Annotated in this window: 18 protein-coding genes; 10 read left to right on the forward strand and 8 right to left on the reverse strand. The window is 55.6% G+C overall.

Features of this window, described 5'->3' with window-relative positions; all coding sequences use genetic code 11:
- The 6 genes from I5192_RS20665 to I5192_RS20690 form a co-directional block, all read right to left on the reverse strand.
- Entirely contained in the window at positions 1–933 is a 933-nt protein-coding gene (locus tag I5192_RS20665) for a hypothetical protein (protein WP_223118443.1), read from the reverse strand.
- 6 nt (positions 934–939) lie between these two features.
- A complete protein-coding gene (locus I5192_RS20670) occupies positions 940–2,253 on the reverse strand; it encodes a TRAP transporter large permease (protein WP_223118444.1) in 1,314 nt (437 codons plus the stop codon).
- 4 nt (positions 2,254–2,257) lie between these two features.
- Positions 2,258–2,791 (reverse strand): TRAP transporter small permease, encoded by a 534-nt coding sequence (locus tag I5192_RS20675; RefSeq protein ID WP_170406962.1) that lies wholly within the window; start codon positions 2,789–2,791, stop codon positions 2,258–2,260.
- 70 nt (positions 2,792–2,861) lie between these two features.
- Positions 2,862–3,836, reverse strand: a complete 975-nt coding sequence (locus I5192_RS20680) for a TRAP transporter substrate-binding protein (RefSeq protein WP_170393799.1) — start codon at positions 3,834–3,836, stop codon at positions 2,862–2,864.
- Between the two features lie 52 nt (positions 3,837–3,888).
- Positions 3,889–5,139, reverse strand: coding sequence for an FAD-binding oxidoreductase (locus I5192_RS20685; protein ID WP_223118445.1), 1,251 nt, complete (start codon positions 5,137–5,139; stop codon positions 3,889–3,891).
- A complete protein-coding gene (locus I5192_RS20690; protein WP_223118447.1) occupies positions 5,136–6,269 on the reverse strand; it encodes an enolase C-terminal domain-like protein in 1,134 nt (377 codons plus the stop codon). The genes I5192_RS20685 and I5192_RS20690 overlap by 4 nt, the downstream gene beginning before the upstream one ends.
- Before the next feature lie 96 nt (positions 6,270–6,365).
- On the opposite strand from I5192_RS20690, the gene I5192_RS20695 reads away from it, so the two are divergent.
- Positions 6,366–7,286 carry a LysR family transcriptional regulator gene (locus tag I5192_RS20695; RefSeq protein ID WP_170406952.1) on the forward strand — a complete coding sequence of 307 codons (921 nt, stop codon included), beginning with the start codon at positions 6,366–6,368 and terminating at the stop codon, positions 7,284–7,286.
- Here I5192_RS20695 and I5192_RS20700 read toward each other — a convergent pair.
- Complete coding sequence (locus tag I5192_RS20700; RefSeq protein WP_223118449.1) at positions 7,247–8,941, reverse strand: thiamine pyrophosphate-binding protein; 1,695 nt, start codon at positions 8,939–8,941, stop codon at positions 7,247–7,249. The genes I5192_RS20695 and I5192_RS20700 overlap by 40 nt on opposite strands.
- Positions 8,942–9,052: 111 nt before the next feature.
- On the opposite strand from I5192_RS20700, the gene I5192_RS20705 reads away from it, so the two are divergent.
- The 8 genes from I5192_RS20705 (at position 9,053) to I5192_RS20740 (ending at position 16,128) form a co-directional block, all read left to right on the forward strand.
- Positions 9,053–9,757, forward strand: a complete 705-nt coding sequence (locus I5192_RS20705; RefSeq protein WP_170562158.1) for a GntR family transcriptional regulator — start codon at positions 9,053–9,055, stop codon at positions 9,755–9,757.
- The gene (locus I5192_RS20710) at positions 9,754–10,464 is read left to right on the forward strand and encodes an aspartate/glutamate racemase family protein (protein WP_170509055.1); all 711 of its coding nucleotides are present in this window, start codon (positions 9,754–9,756) and stop codon (positions 10,462–10,464) included. The genes I5192_RS20705 and I5192_RS20710 overlap by 4 nt, the downstream gene beginning before the upstream one ends.
- 193 nt (positions 10,465–10,657) lie before the next feature.
- On the forward strand, positions 10,658–11,665 hold the full coding sequence (gene pta / locus I5192_RS20715; protein WP_223118450.1) for a phosphate acetyltransferase: 1,008 nt from the start codon (positions 10,658–10,660) through the stop codon (positions 11,663–11,665).
- 69 nt (positions 11,666–11,734) lie between these two features.
- Positions 11,735–12,766 (forward strand): YeiH family protein, encoded by a 1,032-nt coding sequence (locus I5192_RS20720; RefSeq protein ID WP_170646806.1) that lies wholly within the window; start codon positions 11,735–11,737, stop codon positions 12,764–12,766.
- A 170-nt stretch (positions 12,767–12,936) separates the two neighbouring features.
- Positions 12,937–14,166: an AGE family epimerase/isomerase gene (locus I5192_RS20725; protein WP_223118669.1), complete on the forward strand. Its 1,230-nt coding sequence runs from the start codon at positions 12,937–12,939 to the stop codon at positions 14,164–14,166.
- Positions 14,167–14,312: 146 nt separating this feature from the next.
- Positions 14,313–14,555: a hypothetical protein gene (locus I5192_RS20730; protein ID WP_170393778.1), complete on the forward strand. Its 243-nt coding sequence runs from the start codon at positions 14,313–14,315 to the stop codon at positions 14,553–14,555.
- A 223-nt stretch (positions 14,556–14,778) separates the two neighbouring features.
- The gene (locus I5192_RS20735; protein ID WP_255612213.1) at positions 14,779–15,876 is read left to right on the forward strand and encodes a hypothetical protein; all 1,098 of its coding nucleotides are present in this window, start codon (positions 14,779–14,781) and stop codon (positions 15,874–15,876) included.
- A 36-nt stretch (positions 15,877–15,912) separates the two neighbouring features.
- Positions 15,913–16,128 (forward strand): hypothetical protein, encoded by a 216-nt coding sequence (locus I5192_RS20740; RefSeq protein WP_170422521.1) that lies wholly within the window; start codon positions 15,913–15,915, stop codon positions 16,126–16,128.
- 58 nt (positions 16,129–16,186) lie between these two features.
- On the opposite strand, the gene I5192_RS20745 is transcribed toward I5192_RS20740, so the two are convergent.
- On the reverse strand, positions 16,187–17,656 hold the full coding sequence (locus tag I5192_RS20745) for a PLP-dependent aminotransferase family protein (protein ID WP_255612214.1): 1,470 nt from the start codon (positions 17,654–17,656) through the stop codon (positions 16,187–16,189).
- Between the two features lie 628 nt (positions 17,657–18,284).
- On the opposite strand from I5192_RS20745, the gene I5192_RS20750 reads away from it, so the two are divergent.
- Complete coding sequence (locus tag I5192_RS20750) at positions 18,285–18,785, forward strand: TRAP transporter small permease subunit (RefSeq protein WP_170393772.1); 501 nt, start codon at positions 18,285–18,287, stop codon at positions 18,783–18,785.
- The last annotated feature ends 38 nt before the right edge of the window (positions 18,786–18,823 follow it).

Below are 18,823 nucleotides of genomic sequence, written 5' to 3' on the forward strand. Positions count from 1 at the left end.
TCAACTGGTTGCGGAAGCCGTCTGATACAGTCGGCGCATGATCAGCGGCGTCAGGTACATCGGTATCTGATAGGCCCCGATGAACACCATGATCGGCGCGGTCACTTCAGGTGGCAGTGCAACGAAGAATATTGCGATGTTCCGGTTTCCGGCGATCAGAGACACCGCCGTAGCCTCGGCACCGGGCATTCGAGTTCGTGTGAATTGGAATGAGACAACCTGAGCCCCAAAGTTGATCAGACAGGCAAACGCGATCCAGAACAGCGCGACACGCGGGTCCACAAGTGCGGTTGCGCTCAGTGATGGCATCAGGCCAACAACGAAAACGGACAGAGTAATCGTTGCCGCACCTTCCACGTTCAAAAGCGTAGACTTTGAAGGTTGGCGCAGCATCGTGCGGCGCAATATGACAGCCGCGAGAATTGCTATTGTGATGGTAAGAAAAAGCCGAAGCGCGGTCATCAGGACCGCCCTGAGATCACCCAGTTCCGGCATCAGCCAAAAGATCGGTAACGCGGTCAGTGGCAAAACAGCCGTTCCAACCACGACCAGTCGCATCGCCGGTTCCGCAGAATAGCCCATCATCAGGCACATATTGGGGCTGCCGGATATTGATGGGGCTGCAGCCATGACAAGCAATGCCAAAAAAACTGGCGAACCGGTCCATCCGCAGGCAATTCCAATCCCAACGACAGACAACGGCAAAACCAATTGAAAGGCGGTAATCGTTCCCGCAACTTTTCGCAGGTCAACCAGCGAACCCACAATGGCCCCCGGCTGCATTCGCAGCAGCGTCAAAAACAGCAGGAGCATGACCAAGGGCGGCAATAGAGGCCGCATCGGTGCGGCCAGCCCCGGCAGCAGAAGGCCTGCGGCAAGGCCCGATACCAACACATATGGGCCGTGACGCGCCGCGAGGTGAAGCGGGTTCAACGGAGTCTACCCACCGGGGCTTTGACGCAGGTTTTCGGGCAGCCACGTCGCCAACTCGGGGAACCAGATCAGAACGAACACCATCAGCACCATGATCAGGAACATCGGGATCGCAGCGCGGGCGATATAGCTCATTTCATGGTTAGTCATGCCCTGCATCACGAACAGGTTGAAACCAATAGGCGGTGTGATCTGCGCCATCTCGACAACGACCACGATGAAGATTCCGAACCAGATCAGATCGATCCCGGCGTCCCGGATCATAGGCTCGACAACGGCCATGGTTAGCACAACCGAAGAAATCCCATCAAGGAAGCATCCCAGAATGACGTAGAATACCAGCAGAACCATGAGCAGTTCGAACCGGGTCAGTTCCCAGCCCGCGATCAAATCCGCAAGCCCGCGCGGCAGGCCGGTAAAGCCCATCGACAATGACAGGAACGCAGCACCCGCTAGGATCAGCGCAATCATCGCACTGGTGCGGGTTGCGCCCATCAAACTTTCAGTGAAGGTCTTCCAGTTCAACGATCCCTGCCCTGCTGCCAGTAGCAGTCCGCCAATCACACCGAAAGCCGCCGCCTCGGTCGCCGTAGCATAACCCAGATACATCGATCCGATTACCACCATGATCAGCAGGATCACTGGCAACAGAAAGCGAGAGTTCTTAATCTTTTCGGAAAAGGTCAGCTTGCTCTCATCGTTGGGGTTCCAGTCTTTGCCAACTTTCGAATAGATGGCGACATAGCCCATGAACATTGCGGCAAGCACAAGACCGGGCAGGATGCCTGCAAAGAACAGCTTGGTAATGGACTCGTTGATCGTAACGCCGTACACGATCAACGTCAGTGACGGTGGGATCATTAGCCCAAGTGTTGCCGCGCCGGTCAGCGTGCCGATGACCATGCGTTCGGGATAGTTGCGCTTTCGCAGTTCCGGGATCGACATCTTGCCAACCGTGGTCAACGTCGCGGCAGATGACCCCGATACCGCGGCAAACACCGTACAGCCTACGATATTCGTGTGAACCAGCCCTCCGGGCAAAGGTGCCATCCACGGCGACAGGCCTTTGAACATGTCTTCGGACAATCGCGTTCGGTAGAGGATCTCGCCCATCCAAATGAACATCGGCAAGGCGGTCAGCGTCCAGGATGACGAAGCCGACCAGATCGTCGTGATCATCACATCACCCACCGGGCGCGTCGTGAACAGCTCCATCCCGACCCAGGCGACGCCCATCAGAGCGAGCCCGACCCAGACACCGGTGCCCAGCAAGGTGAAAAGGACAAAGAGGAAGAGGATAATAACGGATATATTTTCCATGCTCTTACTCTCCGTGGCTCTGATCGGCCAGATCACGGGTGATGCGGTGATCACCCTTGAACAGGACATGGAACAGGTGATCAGTCAGCGCGATGGCCAGAATGACCGCTCCGATCAGCATGGTAGATTGCGGTATCCAAAGGGCGGTTTTATCTTGCCCCTGGCTGATATCGTTGAACTTCCAGCTCCAGTACACAAAGCGATAGGCATACCAGCAGAAATACCACATGACCGCCGAACCAATCGCAAAGCACCAGATTTCCAGAATTCTGCGAAAGCCATCGGGAACCGCGTTCAGGAGAATGGAGACTCTAATATGGCTGCCTCGGTTCAGGGCGTTGGCGAAGGCCAGAAAAGACGCAGCGGCCATCGCATATCCAGCATAGTCTGGCGCGCCGGGAAACACCTCACCGGTCCAACGGGCCAGCATTTGCACAACAATCAACACCAGAATGGCAATCAGGCTGAGCGCCGCCAGAACCCCTGCTGCCAGATAAATGAAATCCAGTACGGACCTGAGCCCTCGCATTGCCGCCATGCTGTCCCCGCTGTGCTTTTTGTGGATTGGGAGCAGACGGCAGGATGAACTGCCGCCCGCATTCGAATGGTTACTGAGAGTTGAACGCGTCGACGATAGCTTTGCCTTCGTCTCCGGCGGCCTCAAGCCATTCGTTGGTCATGGTGACGCCGATTTCTTTCAGCTCATTCGTCATCTGTTCGGATGCAGGACCAACTGTCATGCCGCCATCGCGCAGACCCTGAAGCGTAAAGCCGGTATATTCCTTGGCGCGCCAGTTACCTGCATACTCGGCCAGTTCCGCACAGCCTTTGATGACGTTCTTGTTCGCATCCGAGACACCGGCCCAGACATCCGAGTTCACCATCACGTAGTTGCGCGGCAACCAGGCATCCACTTCATAGAAGTAGTTCAGGCTTTCCCAGACCTTCCGGTCATAGCCGGTCGACCCGGATGATACCATGGAATCCGCTACTCCGGTGGCAAAGGCCTGGCTAATCTCAGCCGCCTCGATGGTGACGGGCAGCATCCCAGTCAGTTCGGCCAGGCGTGAGGTGGCGTTGTTGTAGGAGCGGAACTTGATCCCCTCCATATCCGCAACCGAGTTCACTTCGTTCTTGAAATAAAGCCCTTGAGGCGGCCAAGGCACGGCGTAAAGCAGCGTCAGGTTCTGTTCAGCCAGCAGCTTTTCGATGGACGGCTTTGCCGCATCCCACAGCTTGGCGCTATCATCGAATGACGTGGCCAGGAACGGGATGGAATCAAAGCCGAACAGCGCGTTTTCGTTCTGGTGCCCAGACAGCAGACGCTCACCAATCGGGGCTTGCCCGGTCTGGATCGCACGCTTGATGTCGGCACCTTTGAACAGCGAGCCGGAAGGGTGCGTGACAATCTCAATCTCACCACCTGTGCCGGTGGTCACACATTTGGCGAACTCCGCGCCCGTGGCCGAGTGGAAGTTTGATGCCGAATAGGCCATCGGCATATCCCATTTCTCTGCCATTACTGGCGCTGCTGCGGCAGCCGTCAGAGCGGTTGCTGCCAGAAGGCTTGTCAGTTTTTTCATCATGTTTCTCCCTGTTGAGTTTTGAGGTGCCGGCGTTCTTCGCCAGTCATTTCTATGTTGCGAAACGCGAGGGCGCGTAGACGCTCATGTCAGTGTTCGGTGTTCTGCCCGCAATCATCTGGGCCAGAAGTCGCCCCGTTTTCGGCCCGCCTGTCAGGCCAATGTGATGGTGCCCAAAGCCCATATACGCACCGCTGATCCCCGGAGCCTCACCGATAATCGGGATCGAGTCGGTTGGTGCTGGGCGGTGCCCCATCCATTCCACTTCCTCCTTCCATGTCAAACCCGGGAAGGCCATCCGGGCATTCTTGCGCATCAATTCAAACGGCGCGCGTGAGGGTGGCGCATCAAGACCGCCAAATTCCACGATGCCAGCCAAACGAATGCGGCCATCCATCGGTGTGGCGACAAATTTGCCGGAAACCACCATGACCGGACTGCGCGGCATGGCAGAAGGCTCCACCAATTCAAGATGATAGCCGCGTTCGGTTTCAAGGGGAACAGAAATGCCTAAACGCTTAGCCAAAGGCCCCGACCAAACGCCCGCAGTTACAATTGCCGTATCGCACGCGATGGTTTCGCCTGCCGCCCGTATACCAGTTACGCGGCCATTTTCCTGAACCACGTCATCGATCGCTGCACGTAGGATTGTGCCCCCATGTGCCTCGACATACGCCGCCAGATCTTTGACGTACCGACCTGGATCCGTGATGTGGCCATGATTCGAAAGTTTCGCCGCAAAACCGATATCTTCACTATAGACCGGGTCGTAGGCGTGAAAGCCCGGGCCTTCCAATTCGTCCCATGTGAATCCGTTTCTGCGCCGAATGTCCCAGCCAAACGCATCATCATTGAAATGCGCGCGGTCCTTGTACAAGAACAGATAGTCAGACGGCACAATCCACTTTTCAGCGCCTGTTCCCTCGGCCAACGCTTTGTGGTCGTTCAGGCTATCGCCAACAATTGGCGTCAAAGCTGACGCGATGCGTTCCACATCTGATGCATTCGCATGACTCAGATAGCGGGTTAGCCAAGGGATCAGCTTTGGAAGATACCCCCATCTCAGGAACAACGGCTGAGACGGGCTTAGCAGCATTTTGGGCGCCTTCCGGAGCAGCCCTGGAACAGTCACCGGAACAATCGAGCAGGACGCCAGCACGCCCCCATTGCCATGTGAGGTGCCCTCTCCCGGTCCGGCCTTGTCGATCAGGATTACCTTGTGACCATCCCGCTGCAGCCATACCGCAGCAGACACGCCAACGATCCCGGCGCCGATGATCGCTATGGTCTTCTTCTCGCTCATGCCACGACCGCCTTGGCCACTGCATACTGCTCAAGCTTGGTTACATCAGGCCTGTTTCCGAGGCCGGGTGCGTCAGGGACTACAACTTCGCCGCTGCTTACTTGGAAGGGGCTTTCAAGAATGTCTTCTTTCAGGAAGTAGGAGGCTTGATAGAACTCGCAGCCCAACGTTATCTCAGGTGTTGCAGCAATCATATGTGTGCCTGCCAGATGCGCCAATCCGGCCTCGAACATATCACCGCCATAGGCTGTCAAACCATGTGCAGCAGCGATACGGGCCACAGTCTGGCCTCGCGTCGGGCCACCTGATTTCATGATTTTCACTGAAACCCCGTCACAGATACCGTCACGCGCTGCCCGTTCCATGTCTTCGGGGCCAAAGACGCTCTCATCAGCTAGAAGTGGGACGTCAATCATCTGTCGCAACTTGCCCATCATGCTGAATTGATGAGCGCGGACAGGTTGCTCAATGAAATCCGGAGCGAATTGCGCAACATCGCGAACCTGTGCCGGTGCGTCCTCGATACTGAGCCCCTGATTGTAATCAACACGAACCCTGAAATCCGGATGGTTCTGCGCGAGATACTCCAACCGCATGATATCGAAGGCGTGATCCTTGAACCCGGTCTTGAGCTTTACAATCCGAACGCCGTCGGCCTGCAATTGTGCCAGCAGCTCAACATCCTGAGCAAAATCCGGGTTCGCAATTGAGCAACTGAGTGGAATGGTTCCTCGGCACTTCCCGCCCAGCAGAGACCAAACAGGAACCTCGCTGATTCTGCCCGCAAGATCCAGCAAAGCGGTTTCCAATGCAGCTTTCGCCTCGGTGCAATGAGCCACGGCATAAGCTGCCTGTGCCATGATCGCTGAACGGTCGCCCACTCTGGCCCCAACCACAAGTGGGCGCAAATAGCGATCAAGGGCTGCATAAGTGGCCTCTGGGGTGCCCGTGAAGACAGACCAGGGAGAGGCCTCACCAAATCCTTCACTGCCGTCCTCGGATCTCAGCCGCAGGACGACGACTTCGCATGTTCCTTCGACGGACCCGATGCCATGATCACGGCGAGACGTCACGGGCAACTCAAGGTGCCAAAGATCATAGCCGATGATTTTCTGTGTCAGATCGCCCATTGCACCCCCTGCCAATGGCCGAAGCCTGCCTTGACGAGGATATCATTTCAAATACTATATTATCTAGAGGTCATCAGGAAAAATGATACTATAGCGATGTCCCTGCGATTTCGTCAGCTACAGGCTTTTCACGCCATCATGGAAACCGGCACTGTCACGGGTGCGGCCTCGGTGCTTGGGATTTCACAGCCCGGGATCAGCAATCTGTTGGCACAGCTAGAGCGCGAAGCGCGTTTGCCGCTGTTTGAACGCAACAAAGGCCGGTTGCTGCCTACGCCAGAAGCTGAACTTCTATACCGCGAGGTTGATACGGTTGTTCGGGGGCTGGATCACGTAGCGCAGGCGGTCACGGATCTGCAGAACAAGCATCCGGGTCAATTGCAGATCGCCGCACCACATCTGCTATCCTTCGGCTTCATGCCGCGTGAGATCGCTCGCTTCGCAGAAAGCCGCCCGAACCTGTCGGTGAGTTTTCAGTCGCAGTATTCCTCGAAGATTCAAGAATGGGTAATCTCTGGCCTGTTTGAGATCGGCATTGTCGAGATGCCCATTCTGCATGACACACTGAACTATCAGGTCTTTGAGTTCGAAACGCTGGCGACCTTTCCGGAAACCAGCCCTTTGGCAGATTATGATGTACTCACACCTGAAATTCTAGAAAACGAACCATTCATCGTGATGGGGCCAGAGCATCAAACCCACCGACGAACTCGGGACATCTTCCAATCAGCAGGGCGCAACTGGCGGACCCAGATTCACACCCATCTGTCAGAAAACCTGCTAAGTTTCGTCAAGCAGGGCATGGGGGTCGCGATGATCGATCCCTTCACTGTCACCTTTGACGACGAGAGCGGGTATCAAACCCGCCCCTTCCGACCGGCTGTGATGCTTGATCTGGCCATTATCACCGCGAAAGGGCGACCCCTATCAACGATTGCACAAGATTTTCTGGCTCAGCTAACCCCTTCGATCGCCTCTTATGCCACCCATTCCGAAACCGGTGCAGCGGCCTCGTGAAGCGGTTGTGAGTGAATGTCGACCAATGTCGGGCCATCATGCTCGATAGCCTGTTTCAGAACTTTGGACAGGTCTTCGGGATCTTTGACAGTCCATGATTTCACACCAAAGGCGCTTGCAACAGCGGCGTGGTCGGTGCGGTTGAAATCAACATTGTAGTATCTCTGCCCAAACCCTGCGTCCTGTCCGGCCTTGATCCAGCCAAAGACCGAGTTCGAGAATACAATTGAGGTGATCGGCATGTTGTGCCGCACCATGGTTTCGAACTCACCACAGGTAAAGCCGAATGAGCCGTCACCCATCACCGACAAGGTCTTGACCGAAGGCCGTCCAATATGCGCACCCATTGCAGCACCCAAGGAATATCCCAGCGCCCCATGCGCCCGGTTGGTGATGAAATGCCGCCCAGGTGTCCGCCAACGGTAGTGCGCGCTGAAATAGGGGCACGGCGTGCCGGGATCAGCGACAACAATTGCATCGTCATCCAGGATGTCCATTAGCGAAGCCATGACAGCCTCAGGCCGGATCGGCGTTTCTCGGCTGGCTGCATGCGGGGCAAACGTAGCCAATTTGGCCGCCCATGCCGCGTTTGATTTGGCCGCACCGCCCAGCCTGGGCAGGTCTTGGCGTGCCGCCAGTGCGTCCGCCAATGCTTCCAGCGCAAGACGCGCGTCGGCACAAATAGCGACTTCGGTCGGATAGTTGGCTCCGATCACCATCGGGTCACTGTCGATATGAATGATGGTGGCATCGCGCGCAGGGCTTCTCCAGCGCTCGGTCGTGACGGATCCTGCACGACATCCGATGAACAGAACGACATCCGCCGCATCTACCACAGCGCGGGTGGCAGGCACCCCGCCATTCGATCCGACAACACCAAGCGCGAGCGAGTCTGTCTCGGCAATCGAGCCCTGCCCCGACACGGTCGTGGCGACAGGCATATCCAACAGTCCCGCAACCCGGCGCAGTGCGTCGCTTGCCCCTGATAGAACGGGTCCACCGCCACAAACGGCTACGGCGGATTTAGACTTTGAAAGTATCTCTGCTGCCGCCTCGACCGCATCCATGTCGGGGCCTGCACGTTCCGCCGGATAGCTGCGATGTCTTGCATCCGCCCAGATCTCTGCCTCGTCCACCGGCGCTTTCTGAGTATCGAAGGGCAAGGCAAGATGTGTGGCCCCAGGTGTACCGGTGGTCATTGCACGGAATGCCGCACGAACCATGGCCGGCAATCGCCTGGCATCATCCAGCGACGCATTCCACTTGGCCAGCGGCTTGAACAGCGCGGGTTGGTCCAATTCGGTCAGCGGGTACTTTCCCCGGCTGGTTGTCGCCACATCCGAGGTGATCGCAAGAATAGGAACCGAGCTTTCGTTGGCTTCGACCACGCCAGGTAGAATATAGGTCGCCCCGCCTCCAGACGGGCCTTCGCAGACACCCGGCTTACCTGTCACCCTTGCATAACCATCCGCCATGTAGGCCGCATGACGTTCATCCCGCGTCAGAATGTGCTGAATACCGTGATCCATCCGAGATAGCGCATCATAGAATGGCAAGGTTGTATCACCACATAGGCCGAACATGTGCTTCACGCCATGCGCCTCAAGCATACGGACCATTGCCTCGGCTCCGGTCAGGTAATTCGTTCCTGTCATGGTCGGCGACTCCCTCAATCTAATCTGCACACAGACCTGTATACAGTTTTGTATATTGATTTCAAGACTGGCCTGTGGCACCTGTGGGGCAATGACCAAAAGGCAGTACCAATGGCAGGTCCACGCGTTGATGATATCTACGATCAGGTGAAGGCCATGGCGGTTTCATTCCGCCTGCGTCCCGGCGATCGTTTGAACGAGGTCGCCCTGTCGAAGGAGCTGGGCGTCAGCCGCACCCCTTTGCGCGAAGCACTGAACCGGCTGGTCGCCGAACGTTTGTTCGACTTCCGCCCGGGACAGGGTTTCTTTTGCCGCCCATTGGATGCCCAAAGCATTTTTGACCTGTTCGAGCTGCGCCAAATCATCGAAACCGCCGCCGTCCGCGCAGCGTGCACCAAGGCCACCACAGAACAACTGCAGGCGCTTCACGACGAACTTTATGCGACGGGTATCGATATCACGGGGCTTACCGTTGAAGAGGCCGTCACGCGAGATGAAGCGTTTCATCTGGGCATCGCCCGGCTGTCTGGCAACATGGAATTGCTGCAAACTCTGATGCGGATTAATGAGCGCATTCGCTATATCCGATGGATTTCCATGAGTCTGGACCGGGTCCAACGCTCAAAAGACGAACATAAGCGCGTCATGCAGGCCTTGATGAATCGCGACGCTGATGAGGCCGCGCAGGCTTTGGGCACCCATATCAACAAGCGGATGGATCAGGTGCAGGACGCGGTGCGCCATGGGATATCAAGCATCTATATGGAAGGGTCGGACGATATCTCGACCCGCATCATTCAGGAGGCGCAGTCATGATCGCGCAGGGCGGAAAATCCATATACGGCGCATCTGTCGGCATCCTGATGTTGGACGCACAGTTTCCACGTATTCCCGGTGATATGGGCAACGCTCGGACATGGCCGTTTCCCGTGCTCTATCGCATCGTGCGCAACGCCTCGCCTGATCTTGTGGTCCGACAAGGTGCTGAAGGAATGCTTGGAGCGTTCATCGATGCCGCACGGGAACTTGTCAAAGACGGAGTAGACGGGATCACCACCAATTGCGGCTTTCTTTCGCTGTTTCAGGATGAACTGGCCGAGGCGGTTCCTGTTCCGGTCGCGACGTCCTCGATGATGCAGGTCGATATGGTGAACCGTATCCTTCCTGCAGGAAAGCGCGCCGGCATTCTAACCATCTCCGCCTCAACACTTACGGATGAGCACCTGCGAAAGGCACAGGTCCCCGACGGAACTCCAATTGGCACCACCGAAGGCGGCAGCGAATTCACAACCGCTATTCTCGAAAACGCATTGACGCTTGATGTGGACAAAGCCCGCGACGACAATGTCGAAGCAGCGCTTGCGCTGCAAGCGGGCAATCCCGACCTTGGTGCAATTGTACTGGAATGTACAAACATGTGCCCTTACGCGGCGGACATACAGCAGGCGACTGGTTTGCCAGTGTTTTCTATTGTTACTTTCATCAACTGGTTTCAGGCCGGACTAAACCCGCCAAGGTTCTGATCAAGTGAACAGTAAGTCCAGAGTAGCCGCCGCCTATAGCCAGATGGCGATTCTGGACCTATCGGCAACAGCTTGACGGTGAACCAGAACCAAGCAATCAAGAAACGAAATCAGAACAGCGCCAAAACGATCATCGTTAACCTCAAGGCACCTGTTCCGACGCCGATTAACAACAGTTCAGGAACCGAGACGCATGACGAAAACACCGATCGAGCTGTTGGCGGCCAGTGCCTCGGAAACCCGCCCAATTGTAGCGCTGAGCGAAGGCACCGATCCCCGCATTGTTGCCGGAGGATTAGCCGCCCATAAGGCTGGTCTGGCCAATATTATTCTCGTTGGACCTGAGGCCGACGTTAAAGCGGCGCTCGCGGCAGAGGGTGGCTCAACCGGGGACGGTATTGCCATCCATGATCCTGCGCATTCGGAACTGACTGACGCTTTTGCGGCCGAGTATCATTCTCTGCGCAAACACAAAGGTGTCGATGAAGCCAAGGCACGCAAGGCCGCAGAAACTCCGCTGGTCTATGCAGCGATGCTGGTACGGCTGGGCCACGCAACCGGGACCGTGGGCGGCGCGGTCCATACCACGGGCGATGTGGTCAGAACTGCCATCCAGGTTATTGGAATGAAGCCCGATGCTGGTATGGTATCCTCGTTCTTTCTGATGTACCCACCCGAGGCCGCCGCTGAGGGCGCGCGCGCCATGCTCTATTCTGACTGCGGCTTGGTGATCGATCCGACCTCCGAAGAACTGGCAAACATTGCAGCTGCTTCAGCGGTTTCCGCGCGGGCATTGCTGCAGGAAGAGCCAAAGATCGCGATGTTGAGTTTCTCAACAAAAGGCAGCGCCCAACACCCAGCGGTGGACAAAGTCGTCAACGCGACAGAAATTCTGCGGGCGAAACACCCAGAGTTGAATGTGGATGGAGAGCTGCAATTTGATGCCGCCTTCGTGCCGTCGATTGGTGAGCGAAAATCCCCCGGGTCCTCGGTCGCGGGTCAGTCGAACGTCAAGATTTTCCCAAATCTGGATGCCGGAAATATCGGGTACAAGATGACTCAACGGCTGGGCGGTTATCTGGCGATCGGTCCGGTTTTGCAGGGGCTCGCCAAACCGGCCAATGATCTATCGCGCGGATGCAGCGCAGAAGATGTGACGCAGATCATCGCGGTGACCATCCTGCAGGCGCGCGAACCCTAAACTCGGCAGCCCGCCTGCTTTATCGCGCAGGCCCGCGACCCATTCATTAAAAACAAAGGACCATCCGTTATGGCGTCCGCCGATCCCTCAGCCCTATCCCTCACCGAGCGGAGCAAGGAGCGTGTTCGCGCGCTCTTTCCCGGCGTCATGATTGCCGTAACCGTTGCCGTCGCCGCCAAGTTCCTGTCCGAGCATTATGCTACCCCGGCCATGCTGCTTGCCCTTCTTTTGGGGATTGCGGTCAGCTTTCTGGGCGAAGAAGGAAAAACCGTTGAGGGGATCGGATTCGCCGCACGCACACTTCTGCGCCTTGGCGTGGCCTTGCTGGGTGTGCGCGTGTCGATGACCCTGATGCTGGGTCTGGGCTGGGACCTGATTGCCCTTGTGATCGTCGGAGTGCTGTTGACCATAGGTTTTGGCCTGTCCGTAGCTCGTTTTTTTGGCCACAAATGGCGCTTTGCCTTTCTGACCGCCGGTTCGGTCGCAATTTGCGGTGCATCGGCGGCAATGGCGATCAGTGCAATCCTGCCCAAGGACGAACGCTCGGAAGAGCGTCTGATTTTTACGGTCATGGGCGTGACCGTTTTGTCCACCATCGCCATGATCGCCTATCCGATCCTCGTACGCACATTGGGGATGAACGAGATTGCGGGCGGTGTGTTTCTGGGTGGCACCATCCATGATGTGGCTCAGGTTGTCGGCGCGGGATTTTCGATCTCGGAGCAAACCGGAGATACGGCGACGCTGGTAAAATTGTTCCGCGTGGCGATGCTGGCACCGGTGGTTTTGGTCGCTTCACTGATTATTCGTGGCTTTGCTGAAATGGACGAAGACGGGAAACGTCCACCGCTGTTGCCGGGATTCGTGTTAGGATTCCTGGTTCTCGCTGCGGCATCCTCATTCGGATTGATCCCGCCAGCGATTTCAGAATTTCTAAGCCAATGCTCTCGATGGTTGTTGCTTGTTGCGATCGCAGCTGTGGGGATGAAGACAAACCTTAAACAGATCCTGTCGGTCGGTGCAGCCGCAATCGCCCTCATCATAGTGGAGACGTTGTTCATCGCCGTGGTAATTCTGGCCGGGATTAACCTATTAACCTGAAGCAGTTACCAAGAGTTTTCCGCCAACTGCGACGGCTGAACGGCAACCCCTGACAGTCCGGTGCGGGTTTGCCGATTGCCTTCGTGCGCGGTGTTTGGTTCATTGGCGACTGGCGCTTTGCAGCGCTTTTTCGTTCGATTCCGAATGGTCCCTCAAGCGAGATGAAGAATATGGACAACACCTTGCCTCTGCCACCCGGCCCGCATTCCGAACCGGGCTTTTGGCTTGATACATCTGAACACCGCACGTGGTTGAAAGATCAGGCTATGCGACAGTTGGCGTTTTTCAGCGCAAGTTGTCGGACCGAGCCAGGATTTTTCATCCTCGACCATGATGGCAGCCCGCTGCCAAACACATTGCAGGAACTGCACACGACTACACGCCTAGTGCATTCTTACGCTCTGGGGCATCTGATTGGATTTCAAGGCGCAGAGCGGATCATCGATCACGGTATGGCCTACCTCAACAGCCACCACAAAGACCGGGATCACACCGGTTACCTTTGGGCTTTGGATGGCGACAACATCAAGGATGATCGCAAACTTGCCTACGGGCATGTCTTTGTTCTGCTCGCTGCCTCAAGCGCAAAACAGATAGGGCACCCGGAAGCTGACAAACTGCTGACCGAAGTCCGAGATGTTTTGGACACCCATTTCTGGGATGATGAGGCCGGGTTGTACTGTGACGAGTGGAACCGCGATTGGACTCCGTTTTCCACATATCGCGGAATGAACGCGAATATGCACGGAGTTGAGGCACTGCTTGCAGCTTTTGAGGCGACAGGCGACGAAATCTATCTTACGCGCGCCGGTCGTATTCTGGATTTCTTTATCGGCCGGATCGCACCTGCTGAAAACTGGCGCTTGCCCGAGCATTTCACCTCAGATTGGCAGATTGACCGGGGCTATGCCGGTGACCCGATGTTCCGTCCCGCAGGCACGACCCCGGGCCATTCGTTCGAGCTTGGGCGACTTCAGCTGCAGCATTGGGATTTATCAGGCCGACCAAACTCGGGCGCGCCCGAGTCATCGCGACGATTGATTGAGCAGGCCCTCAAGGATGCATGGCTGGCCGGCGGCGGCATGGCATATACGCTGGATTTCGGGGGTCGGGTCGCAAATGCGTCGCGGTTCTGGTGGCCAGTAGCTGAAGCCATTGGTGCGGTTGGAACCCTGATCGCACTGGATAAAAGGCAAGAGGATGAAATTTGGTACAGAAATCTCTGGACCTTTGCGAATGAAACGTTCGTGGATCACCAACATGGCGGCTGGTTCCCTGCGGTGGATGAATCCGGTGACATCGTGACATCCATCTTTGACGGCAAACCGGATATCTATCATTCATTGCAGGCTTGCCTGTTCCCGCTATCGGGGCGCTTATCGCGGATGGTGCCGCTTTAACGCGCGCGAATTCAAGCAGAGCGAGACCCGCATCGAGCCGGCTCAATTGAAGAGTCGGGGCAAATCTGCTATGTATAGTGCATTCAACACCATCCGACGACCTGCGAATTCGGATGCGTTTCTTGACGAACGGATAGGAGAGTTGAATGGCAAATCAAGCACGTGGAAAGCGAACGACCCGAAAGGGCACACTTGAGGTGAGACCACAACCATCGGCCCATTCCGCCCTGAGCGAACGGGCCGGGGCGTCAGGCCTCATGACCCCGCAAATGCTGAGCGAACGCGATGAGCGCGTCTCAAAAACTCGCAAAAAGGGCGGGCCTGCTTTGGAAGAAGATAATTCGGATCAATCCGGCAATGACGCTGATCCGACGGAACTGGATTACTAATCAATTAAGCACATTTTTTTGACATGAATAGATTACGGAGGCTGCTATGCCCTCGACCCATCAGCCAAGGATTTTCAACACAATAAACCTTACGGATTTCGATACTAACGGCCAAACCTCTACTGTGGGCGAGCCGACAGTTTCCAGCAATGGAGGCCAGATTCTGGCCACTGGCAACTGGTATGCAAGTCGGTCACTGGACGGCGGCCAAAGCTGGTCTCACATGAGTCCTTTCACGTTGTTCCCACCTGTTGACGGGGGGTTTTGCTGTGACCAGACCACGATTTACGACCCAAGCCGGGATCTGCTTATCTGGCTGCTTCAATATATCGAACAGGGGGGCACCAACACACTGCGGGTTGCGGTCAAACAAGGGCGCACCTTGGGGAACGACACATGGAACATTTGGGATTTCACCCCCGCCGGGCTTGATCCCGCGTGGAACAATGAGTGGTTCGACTATAATCACGTTTCGTTGTCCGAAAACTATATGTATGCAGGCACCAATGTGTTCTCGGCCGGGGCTAACCAGTTTACCCGCTCGGTCATTCTGCGGATTTCACTGGACGAACTGGCGACCGCGGCAACGCTATCATTCGACATATTCGAAACAGAAGACAACTTCTCTCTGCGCTGCGTACAAGGCGCACGCGGCGCGATGTACTTTGCCAGCCACAACACGAACTCGCAGATCCGCGTATTCAGATGGGCCGAGAACGCCTCGGACGTAGATGAATTCGACATCGATGTCACGCCTTGGTCCGCAGGCAATTATTCCGCGCTGACCACCGGTGGCGACTGGATGTCGCGCACTGATCCACGCATTATGGCTGGTTGGCTGGGACGCGGCGTTCTGGGCTTTATGTGGACAGCTAATCGTCAGACCAACAGGCCACTCCCTTTCGTCAGGACCGTCCGCATTGACGAAGCAACCATGTCATTGATTGACGAACCAGATATCTGGAACAGTCAGATCGCGTTCGCCTACCCCTCAACAGCTGTAAACCGGGTTGGTGATGTAGGGCTTTCGGTCTTTGCGGGTGGTGGGAATTTGCATCCGAGCCATGTTGTTGGCTCATACGACGATATCGATCTGACTTGGCGGCTGGCCCTCGCTCGACGTGGCACAGACACTCCGGGTCTGGGAAAATGGGGCGACTACACCAACTGTGCCGAGGTTGCCGATGATGGCTTCACCTGGCTGGCAGCCGGGTACACGCTGCAGGGCGGGAACACCCAAACTGACATCGAACCAACCATGACCTGGTTCGCACAGCAGCGCTATGACGCACCACGTCGCCATCCGCCCGTTATCGTCTAAAACATTATAACCATTTATAATTCAGGGATATACATCATGCACAGAGCGATTAAATCACAAGGCGTAAAGTCATTCTTGCGGCAGGAAGCCCCCTGGCTACTTATCGCCTTTGTTATTGCTGACCTATTCTACAAATGGGGGTCATTCGCCCTGGAATGCGTCGGCTTTCTGCTGACTTGGTACGTCCTGAGCCTTCTAGCCAGCCTGGTGTCACGTATGCTGTGGGGGGAAAACTCAGCTGTCGGAGATTGAACCATCGATCAATCTTTTTAAGCTTGCGGACTATTGGTTTGCCTCCCGCCCTGGTACATTACGAGTTTGTTGCGCGTAGGTCTGAAATCACTTCGGACAACAGCTCAATCCCTTTTCGGATAGAACCGGGTTGGATTGACGAGACGCCAAGACGAAAGTGGTATCTCCCTGCGGTTTTATTTGAAAAACAGGGCCCGATCGGCTCCACAATAACACCGCGTTTTAGGGCGGCTTGACATATCGTCATGGCATCCAACCGGGCCTCGGGATCAGAAAGCACAAAAACCGTTCCGCCAAATTCGCCCGTTTTCAGGAAATGGGGTAGCTTTTCACGGATCGTCGTATCAGCCAGATGCCAGCGCAGCTCATAATTCTGGCGAACCCTGCGCAACAAGCCATCATAGTACCCCAAGTTGATAAACGCTGCAGCAGTGTGCTGAAGGATCATCGGCGGATGGCGCATCATCATGCCCCGGCAATCGCGCGCGGCGTCAATAAATTCTGGCGCAGCCGCCAGGTACCCCAGGCGCAAACCTGGTGAAAGACCTTTGGAAAGGCTGCCCAAATAGATCAGTCGATCCGTGTCATCCAGACTGCGCAGCGGCAGCAAAGTAGAATGCCGGTAATCCACATCGCATTCGTAATCGTCTTCGACTATGTAAAAATCATACTCTTCAGCGGCCTGCAGCAAGGCCTTGCGGCGGCGCTCGGACATCGTAACGGTGGTTGGGTGCTGGCGATTGGGGGTTACGAATACCAGGTCAGCCTCGCGCAGAAGTTCATCGACGATCAAACCCTCGCTATCAATGGGTTGAAACCTTACATTCCCAAAATTTGCCTGAAGGATCTTGCGTGCATCCGGATATCCCGGATCCTCCATAACCGCAGTTTTATCGCGCCCGCCGAACAACAGGCTGGTGATAAACAACCCGTTTTGCGAACCCAATGTGATCAGGATTGAGTCGCTGGGTTCAAAAATACCGCGACGGGGCAGGATGCGCTGCCGGACCTGCTCGATAAGTTCAAAGCAATCCTCGTACAGCCCGTCCGCTGACCAGATTTTCAGGTGCTTTCGATTCATGGCCAACCGAGTGCATTCGCGCCAATCCGCAACCGGGAATGCGCCATCATCGATTTGGTTGCACACAAACGGATAGTCGTACTTGTACCAGTCATTCGGGCGCTGGATGGTTTCGATTTCTTCGGTGCGGCGCAGTTTGTTCAGTTTCTGGCCAATCGATGTGCGCTGTCTGGTGCTGGTTCGCCCAATCGCATCACCGTCCGTGCGAATCCCCACGTCAGAGCAGACATAATAACCCGAGCGGGGCCGGGCCTCGATCAGTTGCTCTTCTTCAAGCTTTCGATAAGCCGCGACGACCGTATTGATCGAAACATCGAGATCCCGCGCCAACCCCCGACATGAGGCAAGCTTTAGTCCAGACGGCATCAAACCTTCAAAAATGAGTCGTGAAATCTGCGAGACGATCTGATCTCGCAAACCGCTGGACTGAGTTTTGTCGATGCTCAACCGTTGTGTCATGTCCTGTCAGGCTCTAGTCGCAAATTCTGCGACGCGATTTGCAAACTGTATCCATGTTTTCAAGTGCTCCATGCAAAGTGGAAACGACGCCAAATTCCCCAATTCTGTACTGGCAATACTGAAAGCAATAGCGCTCTTACTAAAAGCGGGTTGATGATAACTCAAAAAAGAGACTTCAGCCAACGCTATGTTTTTAAAGTACTTATACAGACCAGAGATGTGCTTAAGCAACCTGCGCTGCCATTGTTGAACTTGTAACATCTTAACGCGCGGGACTGAATCGCGGCATCGAACAGTCACTTGGCGCGATGAAATCTGTACCCATTATTACAAACAACTGTATCTTTCTCAGTCGAACTCCTTCGCGTTTGCTGTAGCGATCCGGGAAGTTCCATGTCGAAATTAGGGATCACCCGGGCCGTTCGATGCGACTAGGGAGGGAGACCGTTCGCATGGTTTTGCAGGAGTGGGATATGCGTCGACTCTGTGAACAGCGATTCAGCAGACGTTTCTCTGATGTCCGTCCGAACCCCGACGCGAAGGGTCCGGTACATCAATTCAGCGCACAGATTTTTTGAGGGAGAACCAGATCCATGAAAAACACAACGAGGTTGGCATGCTGATGCGCGGTCTGGAAAAGCTGACAAGCGCAATCTCAGAAGTCATGGGCCGCATCGGCTGGTTTCTCATCTTGTATTGCATGGCGTTTGGCGTGTCGGACGTATTCATGCGCTATGTACTGAACGCGCCCTCCCAGTGGATCGGCACCACATTGCAAGCTGCGATGGTGTTGTTGGCCTGCACCGGCGGCGTCTATGCGTTGCAGCATGACAGTTTCGTCAAACTCGACCTGTTTTATGCAAACGCCAGCAAGCGGTCAAAAGCGATTTTGGATGTCCTGACGGCACCGATTGCAATCCTGTTTCTGGTCGCATTGATCTGGAAGGGTTACGAAGCCGCATCGCTGTCTCTGATGCTTAATCAGAAGACCCCGACATCCATTCCGATCCCGATTTATCCGATCAAATTTGCGATCCCACTCAGCGGTGCAATGGTTCTCTTGGTGGTCCTGAAACACTTGCTCCGCGATCTGCAAACGATCTTCGGGCGCAGTTAGACACGCTGTTCTGGGCGCCTGCAAATACAAACGAAAAT

This window comes from Ruegeria sp. SCSIO 43209 (genome assembly GCF_019904295.1).
In the GTDB taxonomy this organism is placed as follows: domain Bacteria; phylum Pseudomonadota; class Alphaproteobacteria; order Rhodobacterales; family Rhodobacteraceae; genus Ruegeria.

What these genes read in the sequence shown, in the direction of transcription:
- I5192_RS20695 (WP_170406952.1), top strand. Translation starts at nt 6,366, where the DNA reads ATGTCCCTGCGATTTCGTCAGCTACAGGCTTTTCACGCCATCATGGAA.
- I5192_RS20720 (WP_170646806.1), top strand. Translation starts at nt 11,735, where the DNA reads ATGGCGTCCGCCGATCCCTCAGCCCTATCCCTCACCGAGCGGAGCAAG.
- I5192_RS20725 (WP_223118669.1), top strand. Translation starts at nt 12,937, where the DNA reads ATGGACAACACCTTGCCTCTGCCACCCGGCCCGCATTCCGAACCGGGC.
- I5192_RS20700 (WP_223118449.1), bottom strand. Translation starts at nt 8,941, where the DNA reads ATGACAGGAACGAATTACCTGACCGGAGCCGAGGCAATGGTCCGTATG.
- I5192_RS20740 (WP_170422521.1), top strand. Translation starts at nt 15,913, where the DNA reads ATGCACAGAGCGATTAAATCACAAGGCGTAAAGTCATTCTTGCGGCAG.
- I5192_RS20680 (WP_170393799.1), bottom strand. Translation starts at nt 3,836, where the DNA reads ATGAAAAAACTGACAAGCCTTCTGGCAGCAACCGCTCTGACGGCTGCC.
- I5192_RS20705 (WP_170562158.1), top strand. Translation starts at nt 9,053, where the DNA reads ATGGCAGGTCCACGCGTTGATGATATCTACGATCAGGTGAAGGCCATG.
- I5192_RS20750 (WP_170393772.1), top strand. Translation starts at nt 18,285, where the DNA reads ATGCTGATGCGCGGTCTGGAAAAGCTGACAAGCGCAATCTCAGAAGTC.
- I5192_RS20690 (WP_223118447.1), bottom strand. Translation starts at nt 6,269, where the DNA reads ATGGGCGATCTGACACAGAAAATCATCGGCTATGATCTTTGGCACCTT.
- I5192_RS20675 (WP_170406962.1), bottom strand. Translation starts at nt 2,791, where the DNA reads ATGGCGGCAATGCGAGGGCTCAGGTCCGTACTGGATTTCATTTATCTG.
- I5192_RS20730 (WP_170393778.1), top strand. Translation starts at nt 14,313, where the DNA reads ATGGCAAATCAAGCACGTGGAAAGCGAACGACCCGAAAGGGCACACTT.
- I5192_RS20685 (WP_223118445.1), bottom strand. Translation starts at nt 5,139, where the DNA reads ATGAGCGAGAAGAAGACCATAGCGATCATCGGCGCCGGGATCGTTGGC.
- I5192_RS20735 (WP_255612213.1), top strand. Translation starts at nt 14,779, where the DNA reads ATGAGTCCTTTCACGTTGTTCCCACCTGTTGACGGGGGGTTTTGCTGT.
- pta (WP_223118450.1), top strand. Translation starts at nt 10,658, where the DNA reads ATGACGAAAACACCGATCGAGCTGTTGGCGGCCAGTGCCTCGGAAACC.
- I5192_RS20670 (WP_223118444.1), bottom strand. Translation starts at nt 2,253, where the DNA reads ATGGAAAATATATCCGTTATTATCCTCTTCCTCTTTGTCCTTTTCACC.
- I5192_RS20710 (WP_170509055.1), top strand. Translation starts at nt 9,754, where the DNA reads ATGATCGCGCAGGGCGGAAAATCCATATACGGCGCATCTGTCGGCATC.